The sequence below is a fragment of the Pedobacter frigoris genome (genome assembly GCF_032678645.1).
Lineage (GTDB): Bacteria > Bacteroidota > Bacteroidia > Sphingobacteriales > Sphingobacteriaceae > Pedobacter > Pedobacter frigoris_A.
The window spans coordinates 1-18704 of the sequence record NZ_JAVTSP010000001.1 but is presented as its reverse complement, the minus strand read 5'-3'; the positions used below and the strand labels follow the sequence as shown (position 1 = coordinate 18704).

At 35.7% G+C, this 18704-nt stretch carries 26 protein-coding genes; 6 read left to right on the top strand and 20 right to left on the bottom strand.

All coding sequences use genetic code 11. From position 1 onward, the window contains the following. The first annotated feature begins 26 nt into the window (after window positions 1-26). Complete coding sequence (locus tag R2Q78_RS00130) at window positions 27-725, top strand: hypothetical protein (RefSeq protein ID WP_316787718.1); 699 nt, start codon at window positions 27-29, stop codon at window positions 723-725. A 71-nt stretch (window positions 726-796) separates the two neighbouring features. Here R2Q78_RS00130 and R2Q78_RS00125 read toward each other — a convergent pair whose 3' ends face one another. After that, window positions 797-1081 (bottom strand): DUF2683 family protein, encoded by a 285-nt coding sequence (locus R2Q78_RS00125; RefSeq protein WP_316787716.1) that lies wholly within the window; start codon window positions 1079-1081, stop codon window positions 797-799. A 190-nt stretch (window positions 1082-1271) separates the two neighbouring features. On the opposite strand from R2Q78_RS00125, the gene R2Q78_RS00120 reads away from it, so the two are divergent. Next, entirely contained in the window at window positions 1272-1823 is a 552-nt protein-coding gene (locus tag R2Q78_RS00120) for a hypothetical protein (protein ID WP_316787714.1), read from the top strand. A 318-nt stretch (window positions 1824-2141) separates the two neighbouring features. Here the strand turns inward: R2Q78_RS00120 and R2Q78_RS00115 are convergent, their stop codons facing one another. From R2Q78_RS00115 to R2Q78_RS00090, 6 genes are all read right to left on the bottom strand, one after another. Further along, window positions 2142-2933, bottom strand: a complete 792-nt coding sequence (locus R2Q78_RS00115) for a carbon-nitrogen hydrolase family protein (protein WP_316787712.1) — start codon at window positions 2931-2933, stop codon at window positions 2142-2144. A gap of 340 nt (window positions 2934-3273) precedes the next feature. Further along, entirely contained in the window at window positions 3274-3474 is a 201-nt protein-coding gene (locus R2Q78_RS00110; protein ID WP_316787710.1) for a DUF2683 family protein, read from the bottom strand. Window positions 3475-3537: 63 nt separating this feature from the next. Further along, window positions 3538-3915 carry a hypothetical protein gene (locus tag R2Q78_RS00105; RefSeq protein WP_316787709.1) on the bottom strand — a complete coding sequence of 126 codons (378 nt, stop codon included), beginning with the start codon at window positions 3913-3915 and terminating at the stop codon, window positions 3538-3540. A gap of 26 nt (window positions 3916-3941) precedes the next feature. Further along, window positions 3942-4478 carry a hypothetical protein gene (locus R2Q78_RS00100; protein ID WP_316787708.1) on the bottom strand — a complete coding sequence of 179 codons (537 nt, stop codon included), beginning with the start codon at window positions 4476-4478 and terminating at the stop codon, window positions 3942-3944. Window positions 4479-4715: 237 nt separating this feature from the next. Beyond that, window positions 4716-5174 carry a hypothetical protein gene (locus R2Q78_RS00095; protein WP_316787706.1) on the bottom strand — a complete coding sequence of 153 codons (459 nt, stop codon included), beginning with the start codon at window positions 5172-5174 and terminating at the stop codon, window positions 4716-4718. A gap of 163 nt (window positions 5175-5337) precedes the next feature. Continuing rightward, window positions 5338-5712, bottom strand: coding sequence for a ribonuclease E inhibitor RraB (locus R2Q78_RS00090; protein WP_316787704.1), 375 nt, complete (start codon window positions 5710-5712; stop codon window positions 5338-5340). A gap of 213 nt (window positions 5713-5925) precedes the next feature. Here R2Q78_RS00090 and R2Q78_RS00085 point away from each other — a divergent pair, with 213 nt between their 5' ends. Further along, window positions 5926-6900, top strand: coding sequence for a PAS domain S-box protein (locus tag R2Q78_RS00085; protein WP_316787702.1), 975 nt, complete (start codon window positions 5926-5928; stop codon window positions 6898-6900). 102 nt (window positions 6901-7002) lie between these two features. Here R2Q78_RS00085 and R2Q78_RS00080 read toward each other — a convergent pair whose 3' ends face one another. From R2Q78_RS00080 to R2Q78_RS00055, 6 genes are all read right to left on the bottom strand, one after another. Then, window positions 7003-7485, bottom strand: coding sequence for an ORF6N domain-containing protein (locus R2Q78_RS00080; protein WP_316787700.1), 483 nt, complete (start codon window positions 7483-7485; stop codon window positions 7003-7005). A gap of 121 nt (window positions 7486-7606) precedes the next feature. Continuing rightward, window positions 7607-8065 carry an SMI1/KNR4 family protein gene (locus R2Q78_RS00075; RefSeq protein WP_316787698.1) on the bottom strand — a complete coding sequence of 153 codons (459 nt, stop codon included), beginning with the start codon at window positions 8063-8065 and terminating at the stop codon, window positions 7607-7609. A gap of 15 nt (window positions 8066-8080) precedes the next feature. Beyond that, window positions 8081-8548: a macro domain-containing protein gene (locus R2Q78_RS00070; RefSeq protein WP_316787696.1), complete on the bottom strand. Its 468-nt coding sequence runs from the start codon at window positions 8546-8548 to the stop codon at window positions 8081-8083. A gap of 4 nt (window positions 8549-8552) precedes the next feature. Continuing rightward, window positions 8553-8939 carry a hypothetical protein gene (locus R2Q78_RS00065; protein WP_316787694.1) on the bottom strand — a complete coding sequence of 129 codons (387 nt, stop codon included), beginning with the start codon at window positions 8937-8939 and terminating at the stop codon, window positions 8553-8555. Next, a complete protein-coding gene (locus R2Q78_RS00060; protein WP_316787692.1) occupies window positions 8914-9135 on the bottom strand; it encodes a hypothetical protein in 222 nt (73 codons plus the stop codon). The genes R2Q78_RS00065 and R2Q78_RS00060 overlap by 26 nt, the downstream gene beginning before the upstream one ends. Window positions 9136-9215: 80 nt before the next feature. Further along, window positions 9216-10079: a hypothetical protein gene (locus tag R2Q78_RS00055; RefSeq protein ID WP_316787690.1), complete on the bottom strand. Its 864-nt coding sequence runs from the start codon at window positions 10077-10079 to the stop codon at window positions 9216-9218. Window positions 10080-10209: 130 nt separating this feature from the next. Between R2Q78_RS00055 and R2Q78_RS00050 the strand changes: the two genes are divergently transcribed. Continuing rightward, window positions 10210-10665: a hypothetical protein gene (locus R2Q78_RS00050; protein WP_316787689.1), complete on the top strand. Its 456-nt coding sequence runs from the start codon at window positions 10210-10212 to the stop codon at window positions 10663-10665. Window positions 10666-10694: 29 nt separating this feature from the next. Here the strand turns inward: R2Q78_RS00050 and R2Q78_RS00045 are convergent, their stop codons facing one another. Next, complete coding sequence (locus tag R2Q78_RS00045) at window positions 10695-11672, bottom strand: hypothetical protein (protein WP_316787688.1); 978 nt, start codon at window positions 11670-11672, stop codon at window positions 10695-10697. A gap of 32 nt (window positions 11673-11704) precedes the next feature. After that, a complete protein-coding gene (locus R2Q78_RS00040; protein ID WP_316787687.1) occupies window positions 11705-12106 on the bottom strand; it encodes a hypothetical protein in 402 nt (133 codons plus the stop codon). Window positions 12107-12338: 232 nt separating this feature from the next. Here R2Q78_RS00040 and R2Q78_RS00035 point away from each other — a divergent pair, with 232 nt between their 5' ends. Then, window positions 12339-13097: a hypothetical protein gene (locus R2Q78_RS00035; RefSeq protein ID WP_316787685.1), complete on the top strand. Its 759-nt coding sequence runs from the start codon at window positions 12339-12341 to the stop codon at window positions 13095-13097. 201 nt (window positions 13098-13298) lie between these two features. After that, window positions 13299-13862 (top strand): DUF416 family protein, encoded by a 564-nt coding sequence (locus R2Q78_RS00030; protein WP_316787682.1) that lies wholly within the window; start codon window positions 13299-13301, stop codon window positions 13860-13862. Here R2Q78_RS00030 and R2Q78_RS00025 read toward each other — a convergent pair. The 5 genes from R2Q78_RS00025 to R2Q78_RS00005 form a co-directional block, all read right to left on the bottom strand. After that, window positions 13826-14146: a hypothetical protein gene (locus R2Q78_RS00025; protein ID WP_316787680.1), complete on the bottom strand. Its 321-nt coding sequence runs from the start codon at window positions 14144-14146 to the stop codon at window positions 13826-13828. The two genes, R2Q78_RS00030 and R2Q78_RS00025, sit on opposite strands and share 37 nt — an antisense overlap. Before the next feature lie 401 nt (window positions 14147-14547). After that, window positions 14548-15249, bottom strand: coding sequence for a hypothetical protein (locus R2Q78_RS00020; RefSeq protein WP_316787678.1), 702 nt, complete (start codon window positions 15247-15249; stop codon window positions 14548-14550). Between the two features lie 561 nt (window positions 15250-15810). Next, complete coding sequence (locus tag R2Q78_RS00015) at window positions 15811-16254, bottom strand: hypothetical protein (protein ID WP_316787675.1); 444 nt, start codon at window positions 16252-16254, stop codon at window positions 15811-15813. Window positions 16255-16397: 143 nt separating this feature from the next. Then, on the bottom strand, window positions 16398-17147 hold the full coding sequence (locus R2Q78_RS00010; RefSeq protein ID WP_316787673.1) for a hypothetical protein: 750 nt from the start codon (window positions 17145-17147) through the stop codon (window positions 16398-16400). Between the two features lie 243 nt (window positions 17148-17390). Beyond that, a complete protein-coding gene (locus R2Q78_RS00005) occupies window positions 17391-18515 on the bottom strand; it encodes a hypothetical protein (RefSeq protein ID WP_316787671.1) in 1125 nt (374 codons plus the stop codon). Window positions 18516-18704: the final 189 nt, after the last annotated feature.

The following is an 18704-nucleotide window of genomic DNA, read 5'->3' as shown; positions in this document are numbered from 1 at the left end:
CGCTATATATTAATACCCTATAACCCATGCGACTCTTCAAATATCTCTTTCTAATCCTATTATATTTCTCATGTAAACAACACGCTCAAAAAACAGTTGTCCCAGCCGGAAACAAAACACCAGCTCCTGTTAGAGATAACATATTAAAAACCGCTGAAGCATCTATAAACGGAGATCACTACTTGATCCAATATACCAGTACCTATAACATGTATATTCTAAAGAACAACCGCGATACCATATTTAAGGAAACAGATGCAGCTGCTGATTTTGAATTCAAGGATTTTGATATGGATGGTTATAAAGACATCCGATTATATTACATGACTAATGTTCCGGGTATAGAGGGATTTCTTCTTTACGAACCCAAGTCTAAAACATTTAAAAATGTACTCAACTTCCAGGACTTTCCTTCCCCCGTCAAGATTGGAGGAACCCAGTACTATTACTCCTACCATAGAAGTGGTTGTGCAGATATGAATTGGACCAGTGATTTGTTCTATATCGAAAATTACCAGTGTAAAAAAATAGGCACCATTAACGGCTATGAGTGTGAAAACTCGGGAATCAAGGACGGAATATATATAGCTAAAGCCTCGGGAACAAAACAAACTGTTATCAGAGAACTACCGATCAGTACCATAAAAAGATATAAAGAATACAAATGGGGCTTTATCGCTGATTACTGGCAAAATAACTATAAGCTTTTTGTAACGGCATTTTAATAAATTTAACGCAGATATTCGTGTCAGGAAAAAGAAAGCTTATGGAGACAATTTCAAACATGGATCAGCATCTAAATGCTTTTAAATAACGCTTCAATACTTTTAAACTTCTTACCTTTTCCAGCTTTCAATTCTTCCATAGCAGCTATTGTGGCTGTATTTGGGATTTTAGGTTCTTTTTTAAAAGGAATGTCTAACGCCTTCAAAAAAGCCTTAATAGCAGCCAGCTGCTCTTTGGTTTTTGGTTGTACAATCAGCGTTTCCATAGAACAAAAATAACAAATATTCTGCCAATAAGACAATGCTCCAATATGCTGATGGACACCGGCTTTTGATACCAGTTTTTTTACCGCCATAATCACTAATGCTCATACGGCAAATATAACAACAATTCAATAATTAACCAATAATTAATTATTTATAACAAACAGCAATATTCTAAAGAAAATTCCAATATTATATAGAGCCAACCAATTTCTGTAAAATAAAACCTCAGCCCTGCGTAAAGTAAATTTTGATATATTGTAAATCTTTCAGGATTAGATTATGAAGAATACAATTATATTAGAAGTCAAAGATGTTTTTGTAACCGATTTCAGCATTAATTTGCCAGCTCCGCCGCTAATGGAAAGCATGGAGGGTGGAATCAGAATACTGTTCAATGACATTACCGAGATGAAAAAATATCAGGAAGCACTATTGTTGCTGCAGGACCAGCAGGATGAAAACATCCAGCAAAAACAAGCGATTGCAAAATTACAATCAGTCTTTAATCATACCCTACTAGACAACCAAATTGTACTAGATTCAATTAAAGCATTTGCCGGGGCATTATTTTCCTTTATTTTTAACGCTGAAGCGCACATGCAGGATAAGATCATAATTTTTGAAGCGATGGTACAGGACATTAGAGAATCGACGAACAGTTGGGAGTTAGAAAAATCTCTTAGGAGCTCTACCCATGAACTTGGAATACTTCCCTTTGATCACACATTAACCTTCTATAATTTTGCTCACAATCAAATAGATTATAATTTTGGAAAAATTAAAGATCGCTTAATCAAAGAACTAACAATTTTAAAATTAGGTCTAAACTAACATAGAAGATTCGTCCTGCCGTAGTCACCTACATATTTACAGCTATCCTTATTATCGCCTAAACTACTTTCCTTCAAATATTACCTACACTATCTCCAGCACCAGAAGGAGAATACCGGTGCATACCACCAATTATTATTATCATCGTGCCATTGCCTCCCATTAGTCTAATTGCACAAGCGATATTCAATATTAACGTGACGACATCCAAAAGATAGCCGTTTACCATGAACAACAGCGCGTAGTAAAGCTTGTAAATGATCTGCTAGTATTCAACATTGACTGGCACAGCAATATGCATCATTGATTATATTTCCCTTATTTTTGATATAATTCGCTTTTAAACCGCTTAGCCAAAAATCCAGTGGCGCGATCAATGTCGATATCCTTTATCAACACACCGCTTTTTCCATAATCCTGATAGGCTATGCATTTACCCTCCGGATCAATTATCGATGTTGCCGATTCCATGTACTCCGATGCATAGTTCACACTCGCAAAGTAGATTGTATTTTCAATGGATCGCATCATCATCGCTTTTTCATAGTAGGGATTATCCATACTACCCCATTCGGCAGATATTTTTCCGTTTTCTCTATTTTCAGTATAATGGGGATGAAAAACAATTGAAGCGCCATTTTTTGCTGCCCAACGTACAGATTCAGGATATCTAAATCCCTCATGACAAATACTAATGCCAAACTTTACGCCATTCACTTCGAATAAATGTCGCTGCGTACCCGATACCCACATATTGTCCTCTGAAGGGTCGAGCTGGTTTTTGGTCTGATGTCCAAGAATCTCTCCCTTGGAAGATATAACAAAAGCAGTATTTACAAGCCCGGCTGAACTGTGCCAGTCCATTGGCACTATGATAGCAATATTATAACTCTTTGCAACCTCTGCCGCACGATCCAAAGCACCGGATAATGATTCGGCACCACGATCCTGATCGGAATATCCCATACCTGGATAGCCTGGTAAATAAGATTCAGGGAAACAAATAATCTCGGCTTTGCTTTCAGATGCCAATTTCACAAGTTCTTCAAATACAACTAATCCACTGTCAAGTGATTGCGGAACGGGCGGCGATGCCAGGGCTATTCTCATAATTCTAATTTAGCTTTTACTCATTATAACACTTCTTAAAAAAGCAAAAGAAGTTGATCTAATAAGTACTCTTCGATAACATTTAGTAGTGGCCTTTTAAAGATGTAATATCCAGAATCATAATTTCGTTCAATTCATTAACCCTGTAAACCAGCCGATGTTCCTGGTGATTCGACGAGACCATCTTCCCGAGAGATCATGTTTTAATTGTTCTAGTTTACCAATCTCTCGTAAGGATTCTTCCGAATGGCATAAATTAATTCCTGAATTTTCTTTTGTATAGGTTTATTGCCAGATTTTTCCCAATACTTTAGGTCTTCTAAAGCCTCTGGTGAATAAATTATTTCCACAAGTCTTCGGTCGCTATTTTAACGCCTTTACCTTTTTTTATGTCTTCTTCACCTTGCAGAATCTTTTTCACAAACTCAGGATCATAAGGACTTTTTTCATCGACCTTGAAATCAATCTTCAACGCTTTCAAACAAGCCTTAACAGCTGCCATCTGCTCTTTGGTTTTTGGTTGTACAATCAGCGTTTCCATAGTGCAAACTTAGTCAACATTGTTAAAGAAAACAATGTTCCAGTATGTCTTTATCCATAGCTATCACACCATCAATCCAACTACATATCCGACCAATCCTAGCGCCACCGTAAACAGTATCATACCTATCGAAGTCTTTAATCCTATCATTTTCAGACTTTCTTGCTTAGCATAACCATTATTTGCTTTAAATGAGATTGATAAGTTGTATCCTAAAGTCGAATCTAGCAAACCCAAAATTCCATTAATTATCAGCACATGAAGTATGCCTTCCTGTTTAGAAATCAAGAAACCCAATCCTATATAAAGTAGTACAGAAATTACACCCAAATACGAATACTTAAAATCAAGCTTCCGCGATCCAACGGCACCAATTGTGCTGATAAATATAATCACAGCAAGACCAAGCAAAAAATAAATCAAACCATCCAATAGCATCATAAACCACCTGTATCAAATCTCAATTATTAATTCCTACTCATCCAATAAACCCCCATCTGTCCCCTATTAACCATGGTACCGTTTAATAGCTGGTTTTTCGGAGCATGTGAAACTGAACAGTCCACTGCTTTTACAAATTTTGTTAACGCTTCAAGTTTGTTCTCAGAAAACTCCAATATCGTGTAGTCCCAACTTGCATAATAAGACAACATCCATTTTAATTCTGTGTCAATTTTATCCTCAGCCAGATATTCATTTAAGATCGAATAGGAATCAAAAACAGTTGAACGGTCTAAATCTCCAATACCAGTATAGCAGCTGGGTTCAACCATAGAATACCAATTTAAAAATATCAATCGCTTCAAAACTTCAAGTTTTGTTTCATTGTCGTCTGAATTCAAAAACAAATCAAGATAGCTCCTGTGGACACCTCTATATACATGAAATACAGCACTTTCAACGAGCTGTTGAGTCCTACCTTCCATTGTTCCGTCTAACAAACTAGCATGATTATAAAGTTCCAATTCTTGATCCGATAAGTTGTTAATAGGGTTTTTCATCATTAACCTCTGGTCATTTCTTTTTAGCGATTCCTAATCTAGTCAACGTAAACTATCTCTTCTCAACTATCAATTCAACTGAGCCATTGTTTTCCTGGCAACTTTGGAAAAAGAAAAAAAAACATTAAAATAAGCAGATTTTGATAGCGTCTCATAATTAAAATGGTTATGCAACTTACAAAATTTTCTGATCGTCAGAAACTCCTGATATAAATCACTTATAACCTGTACTCTATCCCTTCACTCCTTTTCTTTCAGCCACTCTTTAGCCTTGTTGATCAATAATGTTTCAATGTTATATTTTGTAGCTTCCGGCACATAGTCTTGGTATGTCTCTCCATAATCTAAATCACTCCATGCCCAGTAAAATAAATAAAAATCAAAGACAACATTGTCATCAAGAGTTGTTTGAGCTATTTTGTAAAGTTTGTTTAAATTGTATCTTACGGAAATAGCCTTTGATATCTGTTCTATAAAGTACTTACAATATCCAAGTATTGCCTCATGTCTTTCCGGAATTAACATACCTAGCTCCCTTAATGCATCAAGAAGGTACTTTTCAGTTTCAAAAAAGTTTGTAGGTTTAGATATGCCTGCCAAAATTAGTATTGAAGGAGTTTCATGCCCCAGAGCTAGCATTTCAATAGCCCAATCAACTATTTGGTCACTATTAAAGTCCTGAAGTTCTCTGTAAGCCAATATTCGGCTTGTTAAATCACTGGTCGCCATTGTACTTTTGTGGAGTTGTTATTGTTCTAATTTAAACCTATTATTTCATACCCCCACCCGATCAATTTCCGGCCTGGTTGATACAGACATGCAAATCAAAACGAAGTTTAAGCCTATGATGTTAGCAGTTGAATCAATTTCGCACTCCAACTTGCCAGCCGTCCAACTGACAGTCATATTTATATCCGATATCCCACATTTCCTCATTCCACTTATTTATCTCATCAATTGTCATCCCAATTGCACTTGTAATCCCATTTATTTCCCAAAAGTCTTTGGTTTCACTTACTTCAACATTTTGGTAGTCTGTGTACAAAGAGGATAAAGCTGCCTTTAAACTGTTTGCTTTATCTTCTGTGTCAGTGATAAATACAAAATCAATGGGCAATTTATCACTTGTTGTTACGCCATCATTATGAATTCTTCCAAGGACATCTGCGTTAACATCAAGTCTAATTTCATTATCATATATGTCTTTAGTAAAAAAGGTATTGTTAATATTTTGCATGCTAGTTTTATTATCGAGTTTATTTCAATATAACAAATTCATTTGATTTTTCTATGGACTCTATTTTCTACCTGGAATTAAACAGCACAATACGCCAACTCACAGGTAAATATATAAATAGATATACGTGATCCAGGGGGAAGAAACGACGTCGCCAGGAATGGCTTGCACAGATTTTACGGAATATTTATCGATTATTTTGTAGATTCAGGTATGCGGAACTCTTACATTAAAGCCATACTGGATAACAGTCCAGAGAGCATCCTCCTTATTGGAAAGAAGCACGAAATTCTCGCCTATAATCGTACCATACAGAATGTTTTGAAGCAATTCCATGGACAGGAAATCAAAGTTGGCGATTTGTATTATCCGAATTTCGTCCTGGAATCCGATCATCAACTATACCTGGACACTTACAATAAAGCGATAAATGGTGAGTCTGTTACCGTTCAGGCTCTTGCGGAAAGTGAAAATACTTCAATCTGGTTCGAATACCGGATGACTCCGGTATATGATGAGGAAGGTATCCTTCTTGGGGTAACATTAAGCGCTCAAGATATTACAATCAGAAAGAAGTACGAGATTGGATTGAAGGAAAGTGAAGATCGGTTCAGAAAGATATCCAACCTTGCTCCTATCGGAATCTTGATTACAAACGACAAACTTAAAATCACCTATTTCAATAAGTGGGCGCGTAATACATTTGAATATGGACTAGGGAAACTGACCAATCTTTCACTTTCTGACCTGATCCATGACATCAAGTTCAGCAAAAGCGACGGCATTACCGTACACCCAATGGGATTTCAAATAAAAACGCCATTGTTTTACCAGGAAAAGTTTGATGGCACAACTAAAAATCACCGAAAAATTAAAGTTTTGCTAAGTTCTAGTAGTTTCCATACCAGGGATAAGTTGCACTATATCTTCATCATCCAGGATATTACCGATGCAGTGATGAAAGATGATAAGATTTCGCAGCAAAATGCCAAGTTAAGGGACATTGCCTGGCATCAATCTCACATCATAAGAGCTCCACTGGCAAATATTATGGGAATCGTTTCCCTATTTGAAGATGAAAGCTTCTTTGCTGATCAATTGGAGCGAGATACAATGAATCGCGCAATCATTCAAAGCGCCAAAGATCTGGATAAAGTGATATGTGATATCATTAAGACTGCAGAATAGACATCCTTTAAAACGACTCATAAAGGCTGTACTTAATTTATCCGGCTTATCAAATCTCCAATAAGATTTGCTCCTTTGGGCCGTCTACCTTATCCATAAACCTTATCCATAAACCTTATTCAGATAACTAAACAGCACTTCTATTTTCTGGTCTTGCTTCATTAGCCTTTTTTCAACTTGCTCTACCAACACCCAAACATCTTTATGTAACAACACCATTTCTCTAAGCAATACAAACATTTCGATATTACGAATACTCATCTTTATAGCACTTTTACTTTTAAGCACATTTGAAAGCATTAACACACCATGTTCAGTAAAAACTCTGGGAAATGCCCCTCCTAGTATCTGTTTTGATGGTATCACATTTTGTGATACTATATCTTCAACCTCTTCTGGCGTCAATTGAAACATAAATTTTTCTGGAAAGCGATCCAAATTACGTTTCGCAGCTTGATTAAATGCTCTTGTTTCAACACCATAAAGTTCTGCTAAGTCACGATCCAACATCACTTTCTCACTTCTTATCTGAAAAATCTTACTTAAAACGGCCTCATCCGGAATCCCCACAATTTTTTCTGTCATAATTGCTTAGTTAGTTTCCCCAAAGATAACCAAACACCTTAATATTAACCAACAAGAAATGTTTTGCACTAAATATCAATATACTGAAATAAAAATCAATATTCTGTTTTTACCTTCATAATCATCCTTTCAAAATTTCCTCATGCCAGTCATACAAGCCTCCCTTTTCAAATACACCACCTTTAAGAAAGCGATGTATAAATTCTGCCAATGATCTGGTTAGCGTTATTGTAGTACCTGAACGAGTTAGATTGGTGATTTGATAATCATTTGGGTTTTGAGGAGATATATCTAACTCCCAAATATCTGAATAAATCATATACTCTGCTATATACAAACTATTATTAAATCGCTTCTTATTTTCAATAATCTCCTCGATCATAATCATATTAAAAATATCTTCATCTGTTTCAAAACCATTACAGAATTTGTAAAACGTGCGGAAGTCTTCAGGCAAAACTTTGTTATAAATTACTTCTAATTCTTTTAACTCAGCTTCGGAGGCACCACTATGAAGTTTTAAAGCACCAGTTTTTGCAAGTTCTTTAAGTTCTTCTATTACAGATTGAATCCACATCATTTTCCAGATAGCTGTTTAAAAATCATAAACTGTCACTGATATATTTCTTCCAGTTAAGGTAGATTGAATTATAGGTTCTATTTTATCCCACGTTCCACCTGCTAATCCACATCCAATTCTAGGCATATGCACTGTCATATTATTTTCCAGCGCATATTCTCCAACCTTATCCAGCCCCGATAAAATTGCTTCATAACGAATTGGCGCATTCCCTTGCTCATCTTTATTGATTTTATGTTGTCCGATTAAGTTCGCAACCCAAAGCTCAGCTTCAACCTGTACAAATTGGACTTGACCCAGAACGAAGTTGTCTTTTGTCTTAAACCAATCTCTATAACTCCGCTCTGGCTCTTTCCAACGTTTTGAAATTGCCATCACAAAGCCTTTTCCCCAACCGCCAATGTCATTGCAAACATGTACTATAATTTTATTGCCTTTGTTTTCAGGCTTTGTTGCATCTCCATTTTTGTAATCTATATTCATTATGTCAATTAATTTCGTCTTTCAATATCTGACTCAAATAATTCTGGAAGTTTTCATACCCATTTTCAGAAGGATTATCCAAATCAACCATCCCCCCCATACCGGTATCAAAAATTTGCCAGCCATGTTTCTTCGCCAGCACAATCAGTTCAAAAAGCGCATGCTCACCATACAAATTCAATATCTTGTGGCTCGCTTCTTCATCATCAATAAAGTAATCGATACCATACCCCTCACCTATAATTGATCTATGGTTGTCGTCTTTTTTGATGTTTCCAAAATGGTTTTCCAATAATGAACAGAAATCTGTCGGCTCAAGCTGAGATTCATCCAACTCTTCTATAGACTCGATTTTCTGCCTGGAATTAAATAGCACAATATCCCAACTCATAGGTAAATATATATAAATCATTTAACTGATAATAACTCCACTCTCTTGGCTTAGGAGAATAAAGGCGCAATCGGTTTTCATCCCAATGCACTTCACTCGCACTTCTCCAAATCATGGTAAACTGTTCGTTCTCTGGAATGATATAGAGCCGCTCCTTGCTGTCAATACCTATTTCAGTTATGCTATCTGATTTCATCAGATTTTTTATCTCGTTGCATATCAATCTTTCTGCTTTATGATTCGGTATAAGTTACAAAATCATAAATAAATCTTGGCTCATTGATATGGTTTTCCAGGATCATAGCTATAACCTTTATCGGGCACCTGTTTTCCACAGGCAGTGACTTTGCAATTCTTAAGCTTCCTCAATTCCTCAATGTCGTTAAGGCGGTTCAATTCGAACGCTAGTACTTCTTTTAGATGTAAAAGATGATTGCACTTAGGAAAAGTTGTAATCTTGGACAAGTAATACAGCTCCAGTTTTTCTAATAAAGGTAAGTCAGTAATAAAATTAATATCTTCGATTTTTGAATTCGTTTTGATCCAGAGATTTTTAAGCGTTTTCAGATTACTTAAAAAATCAAAACTGGCGACCCGGCCACCATAATTGCCCAAAGTCTCAATCGCAAGACCTTCTAAAAAATCAAATCCTGTCAGTTTCATTGAAAAAAACCAGACTTTGGTAAGCTTTTTCAATACTGGAACTGTAATTAGAAAATCTTTGTAATCACCCTCCATGTTCAGGCTAGTCAGAGTATCCTTAAAGTCAGCCAAAAATTTCACACTTATTTTTGGTTTGGGATTGGCAAAGCCTATGCCTAGATGGGTAAGTTTTTTCAATTCATAAAGCGGCTGTACGGATTGGAATGTATCGCTGTCCCAATCGAACTTCTCCAACTCCGGTAACAATTTTAGCATACCGATATCTTGCCACCTTCCACTATAACCATATACCCTTAGGGTAATATCCTTTCTATTTTTAAAAACAATATCATTCAGAATGTTGAGCGTTGCTGGCGTTGGTTTTACATCATGAAACTGAATTGTTTCCAGTGCTGGCATACTGGCGAGTTCAATCGCCATTTTTTCAGTAATTGGTGTAATACTATGATAGCGGCTTGGTGATATTAATCCTTTCATATATCTGAATGTAGAAATAATTTCTATCATTTATTCTACCAGCTATCTAATGTTAGCCTGCCAGATTATCAAAATAATAATCCTTGAAAAGTTCTTTGTAAATTGGCAAAACCAATACGCTAAATAGATAATGGTAAATAAACCCCAAATAGATCGCTCAGCTATTGATATAGAACAGCTTGAATATGATAAACATGTGAATTTTTATTATTCCAATCTGATCAATTCAATCATTCTTTTCGCATTAACATTGGATGAATTGGACAAATTGGCTGCACCTACGTTTAATCCAATGTCCGAACTGGAAACGGAAATAGATTACGCTTTTACGCCGGTTTGTTTTGAAACAATTTTTCGCAATAAGCTAGTTGATGAATGTTTTAAAGCCGAATTAATGGCGTTTAAAAAAAGTGCAGATGACATTCCACCAGAGATTTGGGATTGGGACCATATTGACACCCACCCTACCTGGGTGCAAATAAGGCAAAAAGCTAATGAATTGCTGGAAAAATTAGGAATTGAGAGCAGGACTTATAACGATGACTATACAATTGTATATATCGGCGATTCCGGGTCAAGCATATAGCTAGAAGATGAGCAATCCAAACCCATACTTTATTTCCTTTGTCCTGGTGTCAAGACTTCAATTCTTTCATTCGCTTTTATGGCAATCTGACCAGTATGCTTATTAAATGCTATGGAGGGAAAATAATCTGCTTTATTTATTATTGCTGATTGCTGTTTACCACTATTGACTTCCTTATTTCGTTCAATTATTTCACCGGAGCTAATATCAATGATTTTTGGAAAATCAAATAAATCCCATGCACGACATGCGTCAATAGCAAGTAAATTACCAAAGTTTTCTTTTATCGGTACTGGCTTTGACAGTTTATTAGTTTTAAAATCCCATAAACAAATGTGTCTTGGTGGCAAATGTCCAATATTATCGTGACCTAAAACTTCATCAGACGAGCCTATTACAACCGTGTTGTCATCAACGAAACTAGCCGTACAGATTTCTGCACTTACATTGGGACAAAATTGTGGCTCATCAAGCAATTGGGGATTATCAATACACTTGTTAAGATCAAAAATCATAACGACATCTAAGGGATGCCACACCCAGCCTTTACTCATCAGGTATCTGCCATCTGGGCTAATTTCTAATCTCGAGTGGAATCTATCGCTGGGTTCCCTATTTTTTATGTTCGTAATAAGCTCTCCGGTTTCAACATCTTCAAAGTCCAATTGATCATAAGAAAGAGGACAATGAATCAGATAAGTTTTGCTTTGAATTGTAGCGAAAGCAGCGGGATATTCATAGACTTCGGAACAATAATACGAGCGATTAATCTCTCTTAGAAGCTCACCATTTTTAAGAAGAAGACCTTTCGTTCCAAGTTTTTGATAGATGAAAACATACTCTCCATTATCTGAGCTAATCGCGCTATCTGCAAATCCATAACGACATCCGATACTTTCTTCTGTCCCATCCATTGAATATGCCGTGCCTGATGCCCAATCAAGAATTTTATCATCTTTCCAGCATATGGTTTTTATGTGGTTTGCGGTTATTGTAATGCGTTCCATATTTTAGATATGAGTTTGATAAACAAATTCTCTCATTGCAACCTCCTTCTTATCGAAAAATAAACCGCAGCCAGTAATCCCGTAACACCACCAATGTAGCTGAAATTGTGCATAGAGCCAACGGCAACAAAGTTTTTAACATCTAGAAGGTTTTTAGGCAGGTACCAGGCGGAGGTAAAGTAAATAGGATCATTAGCGAAATTATAGTACCCATAACCTAGGCCAATCAAACCCGTCAGAAAAGCAACCGCGATGGTCAAAGCAAAAGCTTGCAGCGTAACAGTGAACATCTCTTTCCACTGACGGTGAATTAAGCCAACCAAACCCAAAATGATCCCTATTGGAATTCCCATCCACCACGTCGCCATTGTGCCTACCATTGCAACTGCCAGCCTTGGGTTAGGCAATATTGCTTCATCTTTGTTTCCAGTCAACTCAATTGAATAAATTTAAATTTCGTGTAATATTCAGGACTGATCGTATAAGTCAACTGATCATGTGTTATACCATATAAAGCGGCCAATAAAGGCGCAACGATCACAATTAGGAGCAAAACCAGTAGTTTTTTCAATTTTCGTTCAGATTTCTATTTTATCATTTTAAAAAGCAGTTCGGTTTTACCACCAAATATATCATTTGTATATTTAGTTCACCATACCGATTAAAATGAACACGCACTCTAACCCGCCCGTTACGTCTATAATTTCCTTTCTAATCCTATTCATATTATCTAGCTGTAACGCCGACAAAAAAATTAATGCCCTACAGGCAAATCCAGTTGCCGCAAAATCCAGTGATGTATTCAAACCCTACGCAGGAACAGGCAAGCTAATAGCTATAAACTTTAATGATTCAAATTATGCTGATGTCAGTTACTATGCGATTGACACCACTACGCAAGATGGCTGGTCTATAAAATATTTAATAAAAGACGACAGCACCAGATACAGTGATCTTTATATTGAATGGAGTAAGAATAAAAGCAAAGGTCTTTACCATTTTCCGGATGTACTAACCTTCAGAAGATATTTTATTCCATTCTTCGAAGGAGAAAATAAAAAACATCTCTTTTTTACGCATGCTTGTGCCACTCACTGTAGCGCCGTACTCACACTATCAAAAGAAAAATTTCCTAAATACAGAGAATTTATTTCGATAGCTAATTTCAATATCCCAAACGGCCAGATAGTTTATACTACCTATAAGGACTATGATAGCCAATTCGTAGCGGCGATTGCAGATTTAAATAAAGGTGTAGAAAGACCCGCAGTATTTAAAAATAGTCCTTTATTTCTTGAACCGATGGAAAACATAGATAGTATATCGTTCAGCAGCAATCAGGTAAAATTATTTGCTACGTTAATTGATCGGAATGATACAACCAGAAAGAAAACAGTAAAGGAAATCCAGGTAGTGAAGTTCTAAGTAAAACCAAGGTTTGAGTCTATTACATTAGACATTTAAATCATTTTTGTTATTTTCAACGTTGCAATAAAAAAATGAGTGATAAACCACCTTTCGAAGCAGCCCACAATTGCATTTGCGCTTATGCAGACATGCCTATCCTTGAATTTTACAAAATAACAAAACTGAAGTCTATTGAAGTACCAGACATCAAAGCCACCCATGAAAATCCTAACCTTCATCAGAAACCTAATCAATGGCAACGAGAAATTTGCCAACCCCTATCTTGAATTCAATTTCAAACTCAAACAACAAATAGAGACATTATCTCAGGAGAAGCTTTTAGCCTTTGGCCTGGATATCTGCAAGCGACTTTTACCAGAGTATATCAAATTTTACGACAGACATCAATGGGGAGATCCCGATGCTTTATCAGAAGCCATTAACTATTGCAAATCTCATAAAATAGATGAGATGCAAAAAAGTAAACTTCAGGAATACCATAACCGGGTTGATGCAGTTACTCCTGACACTGAAGATTTCGGGGATTATGATGGAAGCTACGCGTTAAATGCAGGTTGTTCTGTTATTACGCTTTTGGATTTCTTAATTAACGGCGATAAGGCATCGATTCTAGACATTAGCACATACATGACCGATACAGTAGATTTCAAGCTGTGCGAAGCTTACCCTGATTTAACAGACAAAGAAATTGATGAACATCCCGATATGATTAATGAACGGAAGTATCAGTTTGAATTGCTCCTCTTTTTAATTCGTTCGTAAAGGCTAATTATTACCCAATCAAGTTCGCTTTGATCACACGAATACTCTTTAATGTGCCCATAGACTTCATATTCCGAGATGTTAAACCCTTCCTCAATATCATTGTAATAAATGACTTCAGTTCCAAAAATTGCAACAACCCAAAAACCACCACCTTCAGCCCCATATTCTTGCTCTTGCCATTTTTGAGGCTTTATTTTTATTAAGTTCCAAAAGTTCAGCAACTCATCTTCAAGTTTTGACTCTCCACGTAAAATCCACGCTTTTAATTCAGCTAATGACATTGGTGTCCACATATTAAAACCTTTCACTTGCTATTTTCCTTTAAACTTAAAACACTTGGATTTAAGACTTTTTCCAGATCATCTATTTTAAGCAAGTTAGGGTCAACTTCTCCAAATTCCAACCATAATTAAATTCGCTCATTATGCTTTCAATATTTTATCTGCTACAAGTATACAGTCTTCCATTTTTCCTTCAAGTCCCATATTTTCAGTTTCCAACTTAAAAAGTCGTCTAGCAATTTCCTGTCGTTCTGCCTTTGTTTTCACAAGTTCGAAAATTTCCGCGATATAGCGCTGATATTCATCTCTCGGCGCAATATCATTTACTCCTAATGGATCCCAATCAAACCAAAGTACGTGAACAATTTTTGTATAGTAAAGAATCTTTGGCCGCCATCAAATTAACGTTGAATTTGATGGATTGCTACAATTTCATCTTCAATACTTATGAAGTCGCCATCTTGAGCCAATGTTTTTAGTTTTGTTAAAAAAGCAACTTCATCTATTTCATTGTTATTAGGTTTTAAATATTCACTTTGACTAATTCGCGTGACCGTTCTAGATAGTTTTTTATCAAGGTAGAAATTCAACAGTGATTTGTTCTTGGTTCTAATTGCAGCGTATATTAATAATTCATACTTGTTGTCAAGGGAAAAGTTTTTAGGTTCCATGTCTTTTCGCTTATCAATTATTTTATTGAAAGAGTTATACTTCTCGAAATAGCTTTCAACTTCTGTGTTAATTCTTGCCGCTAAAAAGACAGCCAATTCATTCCATTCTTGGGTTAAAGGATAAGAAGTTCTACGGTGATTGTTCATTATCTCGCCTAAGGGCACAATATTAACCATTGTGAACTTATGCTGTTTGTAAAAGTCAATCGGTTTTATTGAAGTACTCACATTCAAAGTATAGCCTCCAGTATTCCTTTCAATGAAGATTGCTTGCTCAAGTTGACCGACTTGTCGTGAAATTTTAATTACAGAACTTGTTTGGTTAATAATATAACCCTCTAAAAGCGACAAAAGAGTTAGACCGAAATTTTTGAATATTTTGTTAATGTCTTTCTTATCTAGCTGCCGATATATAGTTAGTTTTTCCCACATAAATTTTGTAGAACAAGTGCGATTCCTTTAAAGTCTTTAATTTTGTTAATCGAATATAGGAAATATATTATGGTCGCATATATATCTGAGTGTCTTATTAAGTAGAGCCGAAGGGGTTCAAACCCTTGTCCGGTCGATGTTTAAGTTCTGAAAAAAAGCCATATATAGAAAAAATAATGTCGCCAGTACGGAGGTAATAATGGAAACCCAGAATAAACCGTAGATTCTTATTTGACCTATCCGATAAAGCCAAATACTAGCTAAGACAATTAGGAGACTTCCAATGGAAAGTGTGAGAGACAAATAATTTATAACCATTCATGAATATAATTAGAAAGCGGGATTGACCTATAAAAAATTATAAAATTTTAACAATGCTCAGTAAACCACCGAGAACGATTACTATCAATATAACTAAAAAATAGACAGAAGGGTTGAATAAGCTATATAGCGTTGGTTTTTCTTCCACCGATTTACCAGCTTTGGCTCGTTTAGTCGTAAAGAGCTTTCTTTTCATTGAGGGCTGTTGTAGATTAGTTGGTGAGCGCATTTTACAATATATTATTTTTTTGCTATTTCTTCAAAGTATGCCTGATATGATATGTTTGATAGATCAGTCATTCTAAATACTGTATTTTTGTTTTCTGTTGTTGAAAACAAAAAATTCTTTTTCATAATAACTGTATTAACTATTATATGTGAATAGTGGTCTATATTTTTCACATAGTTTTTAATGCTTTTGGCCAACTCTTTTGTAAACAGCAGTTCATTGGTATATTTTTTTGAGTTGGTTACTTCTACGTGCAGTTGATCAGTCCCTTCAGTTTTTAATCCCCAAATTTTGACTTTTTCAAATTTGAACTGGTTATCTAAATTTTGGAAGACTTGCTCTTGAGGGATATTGAAGATAATTTCTTCTATTTTGTAAGGGCTTTTAGGCTTACAACTTGCAATGAACAGGATCAATACTACTAAAATTTTTGAAATGTGTTTGGTTAGGAGCATTTTCTGAGTATGTTATGGTTATTTAAATTTATCATTTTATTTTTAAATCTCATAAGATCCAAGTGAACCACTACGATTATAAACACTATCAGTTTAAGATTGAAATAGAATATAAGGATGGCTCTTATACTCCCCATTATTAATTAATTATTTTCTTGTTTTTGTAAGCTTTCAAAATATTTTCTCCCCCACTTGCCATAATCTTCTGGAGTATCAAATACATTCGTATCCTTAGAAAATTTAAATAAATCACTGGATACAAAATCATTAGTTATAGAAACCAAACTTAAAGACAATGCATTTTTAAGATCATATGATTGCACAAGAACATCTTGTATACCAGTTTCATAAGGCATTTTGTAAAATGTTCCTTCAGGAATATTTGTGACATAACAGAAGTGTATCTCCTTGGTGGCCTTATTTGTAACCTTTACATTTTGACATCTATACTTACCGATGGTTTTATACTCATTCTGATAATCGAGAATGTAATTAGAATTGGTGTCAAAAACATATTCAGGTTTCAAATCCTTCTGCTTTACAGCAACTTTTCCATTCTCTTGCTCCCAGATTAACCATAGCTCGCCTGTAGTCCGATTAATTAAACTTACAGTTGGATACCTCTTAAGCGTCATTGTCATTTTAATTGTGTCTGAAATGGCATCTTGCTCTATCTTTTTTTCATTTTTTAGCAAAGCTGTATCACCCAGATAGGTCATACTCAGAAGCGCATAATCTTTACTCATAATGCATTTTAAAGAATACAAAGGTTTAAAAGACGGGCTTATCGTATTATAAACAAAGGTTGTTGTTTTTACTTTTTCCTGAGATTGAGCGCAGAAAGAAAATAGAAATAGGTTAAAGTAAATGATAGTCCTTACAAATTTGTTCATTTTAAATAGAGGTTAATGTGATATTAAAGATCGAAGTACCGCCGATACCATCATCTACTAAAGTATATAAAAGAAATCTACACTACAACAACCTCCCCTACATAAACACCCCTGGTTATCCAGCCATTTGAGAGCCTTTGCCACTTATTTTATCATGCGTATGCACGCCTCGCCACTGATAGTCTTAGATAAAAAGATAGTCATTGCTGATCTTCATGAGCTCCAGGAGTGGCCCTACCTCTTTCATTTATAATCAATATCAATCATTGGAGATGAATATACTACTTCGTACGCCCCTAAGCTATTTTGCTGGGCTAAAGCTATTAATAGGTGCAAATTTAATTTATACTTTCCAGGAGCCAATTTTATGGTAGGTTTAAGAAATTTATCTTGTACATCCTGGGGTGTCTCAACTTGTTTTACATCCTGTAGTATCAAATTGACTTTGCAATTACCACGAGCAGGAATTTCAATATATTCCTGATTTTTGAAATCGCTAGTTTCTTTTCTCCCGTTGATAGAAATCTGATCTACAACTACTGATTCTGATTGAAATTTCCGTTTACGATCCTGAGGACGTCTGTTGATTTTATTTTCTTTTAAAGCTTCATTGGGTACAGAAATATCAAGCCCTTGTTCATTATATAAAGACACAGATAATTGGTTCACGATGTTTTTAATGGAGATAGCATTGCCTGAATTATTTTTTACAATCAGTGTAAAATGAATACCATTACCTAATACCGACCGTTTGGTATTGACAGCACCACTAACTGTTATCAATTTTTTGTCAGCATCAAAAGGCTCATTTAACAATTTAAATTTTATCTCAGTGCCAGTCTTTTCAATGATTTCCAAACCATTAGCCGATCTTTCCAGCCACAGGTTAAGGAGCGAACGACTTCCACTCCCAGAGAAAAATGACTCAGCAGTTTTCAGCGTATATTCTTTATGGAAACGCGGGTCAGGCGCTACATATGCATCGGTGCCCACTTTTTTAACAATTCCTTCACTATAATAGGAAAAAACCAAATGCCCCTGATCCACGTAGCCGAACATGTGGGGATGTCCTCCCGATCCTGCATTTTTGGAGTTTATGGTATAAATACTCTGACTTACTGCAATTGGTGTCTTGCCCAATTTTATGATCTGGTTATAGCTCTCCACTGAAGGTCCGAGTGCGGGAATAAAGTTGCTCTTAAATCCGCTTTTGTTCTCATAAAAATCAAGATAGCCAAACAGGCGGTTGTTCCTCAAGGCTAGGTATTGATGTCCTACCTGTGCAAGGTTATAATATTTTGCGATATTCTCTCCATTTTTGGAGGTTTCGGCAATAGTATCCAGGTAATTTTGAAACCTGCTGTCCACTCATTTCGCTTCAAAGTGTGCAATAAATAATCTGCAAACTATCCACTCGGCTGATTTTAAGCGCATTAGATGAATTTCTGTTGGGATCTAAACTCTTGGGTGGTAACTCTGATTTTAAGGGCGTAGTGAAGCGCTAATGGTCAGAATTTTTGATTGAGAAAGGTTTTGTGTAGAGCGAGTGAGATGAGG

Coding starts and splice junctions, on each gene's coding strand:
- R2Q78_RS00130 (WP_316787718.1), top strand. CDS start 27: ATGCGACTCTTCAAATATCTCTTTCTAATCCTATTATATTTCTCATGT.
- R2Q78_RS00125 (WP_316787716.1), bottom strand. CDS start 1,081: ATGGCGGTAAAAAAACTGGTATCAAAAGCCGGTGTCCATCAGCATATT.
- R2Q78_RS00120 (WP_316787714.1), top strand. CDS start 1,272: ATGAAGAATACAATTATATTAGAAGTCAAAGATGTTTTTGTAACCGAT.
- R2Q78_RS00115 (WP_316787712.1), bottom strand. CDS start 2,933: ATGAGAATAGCCCTGGCATCGCCGCCCGTTCCGCAATCACTTGACAGT.
- R2Q78_RS00110 (WP_316787710.1), bottom strand. CDS start 3,474: ATGGAAACGCTGATTGTACAACCAAAAACCAAAGAGCAGATGGCAGCT.
- R2Q78_RS00105 (WP_316787709.1), bottom strand. CDS start 3,915: ATGATGCTATTGGATGGTTTGATTTATTTTTTGCTTGGTCTTGCTGTG.
- R2Q78_RS00100 (WP_316787708.1), bottom strand. CDS start 4,478: ATGATGAAAAACCCTATTAACAACTTATCGGATCAAGAATTGGAACTT.
- R2Q78_RS00090 (WP_316787704.1), bottom strand. CDS start 5,712: ATGCAAAATATTAACAATACCTTTTTTACTAAAGACATATATGATAAT.
- R2Q78_RS00085 (WP_316787702.1), top strand. CDS start 5,926: ATGCGGAACTCTTACATTAAAGCCATACTGGATAACAGTCCAGAGAGC.
- R2Q78_RS00080 (WP_316787700.1), bottom strand. CDS start 7,485: ATGACAGAAAAAATTGTGGGGATTCCGGATGAGGCCGTTTTAAGTAAG.
- R2Q78_RS00075 (WP_316787698.1), bottom strand. CDS start 8,065: ATGATGTGGATTCAATCTGTAATAGAAGAACTTAAAGAACTTGCAAAA.
- R2Q78_RS00070 (WP_316787696.1), bottom strand. CDS start 8,548: ATGAATATAGATTACAAAAATGGAGATGCAACAAAGCCTGAAAACAAA.
- R2Q78_RS00065 (WP_316787694.1), bottom strand. CDS start 8,939: ATGAGTTGGGATATTGTGCTATTTAATTCCAGGCAGAAAATCGAGTCT.
- R2Q78_RS00060 (WP_316787692.1), bottom strand. CDS start 9,135: ATGAAATCAGATAGCATAACTGAAATAGGTATTGACAGCAAGGAGCGG.
- R2Q78_RS00055 (WP_316787690.1), bottom strand. CDS start 10,079: ATGAAAGGATTAATATCACCAAGCCGCTATCATAGTATTACACCAATT.
- R2Q78_RS00050 (WP_316787689.1), top strand. CDS start 10,210: ATGGTAAATAAACCCCAAATAGATCGCTCAGCTATTGATATAGAACAG.
- R2Q78_RS00045 (WP_316787688.1), bottom strand. CDS start 11,672: ATGGAACGCATTACAATAACCGCAAACCACATAAAAACCATATGCTGG.
- R2Q78_RS00035 (WP_316787685.1), top strand. CDS start 12,339: ATGAACACGCACTCTAACCCGCCCGTTACGTCTATAATTTCCTTTCTA.
- R2Q78_RS00030 (WP_316787682.1), top strand. CDS start 13,299: ATGAAAATCCTAACCTTCATCAGAAACCTAATCAATGGCAACGAGAAA.
- R2Q78_RS00025 (WP_316787680.1), bottom strand. CDS start 14,146: ATGTCATTAGCTGAATTAAAAGCGTGGATTTTACGTGGAGAGTCAAAA.
- R2Q78_RS00020 (WP_316787678.1), bottom strand. CDS start 15,249: ATGTGGGAAAAACTAACTATATATCGGCAGCTAGATAAGAAAGACATT.
- R2Q78_RS00015 (WP_316787675.1), bottom strand. CDS start 16,254: ATGCTCCTAACCAAACACATTTCAAAAATTTTAGTAGTATTGATCCTG.
- R2Q78_RS00010 (WP_316787673.1), bottom strand. CDS start 17,147: ATGAACAAATTTGTAAGGACTATCATTTACTTTAACCTATTTCTATTT.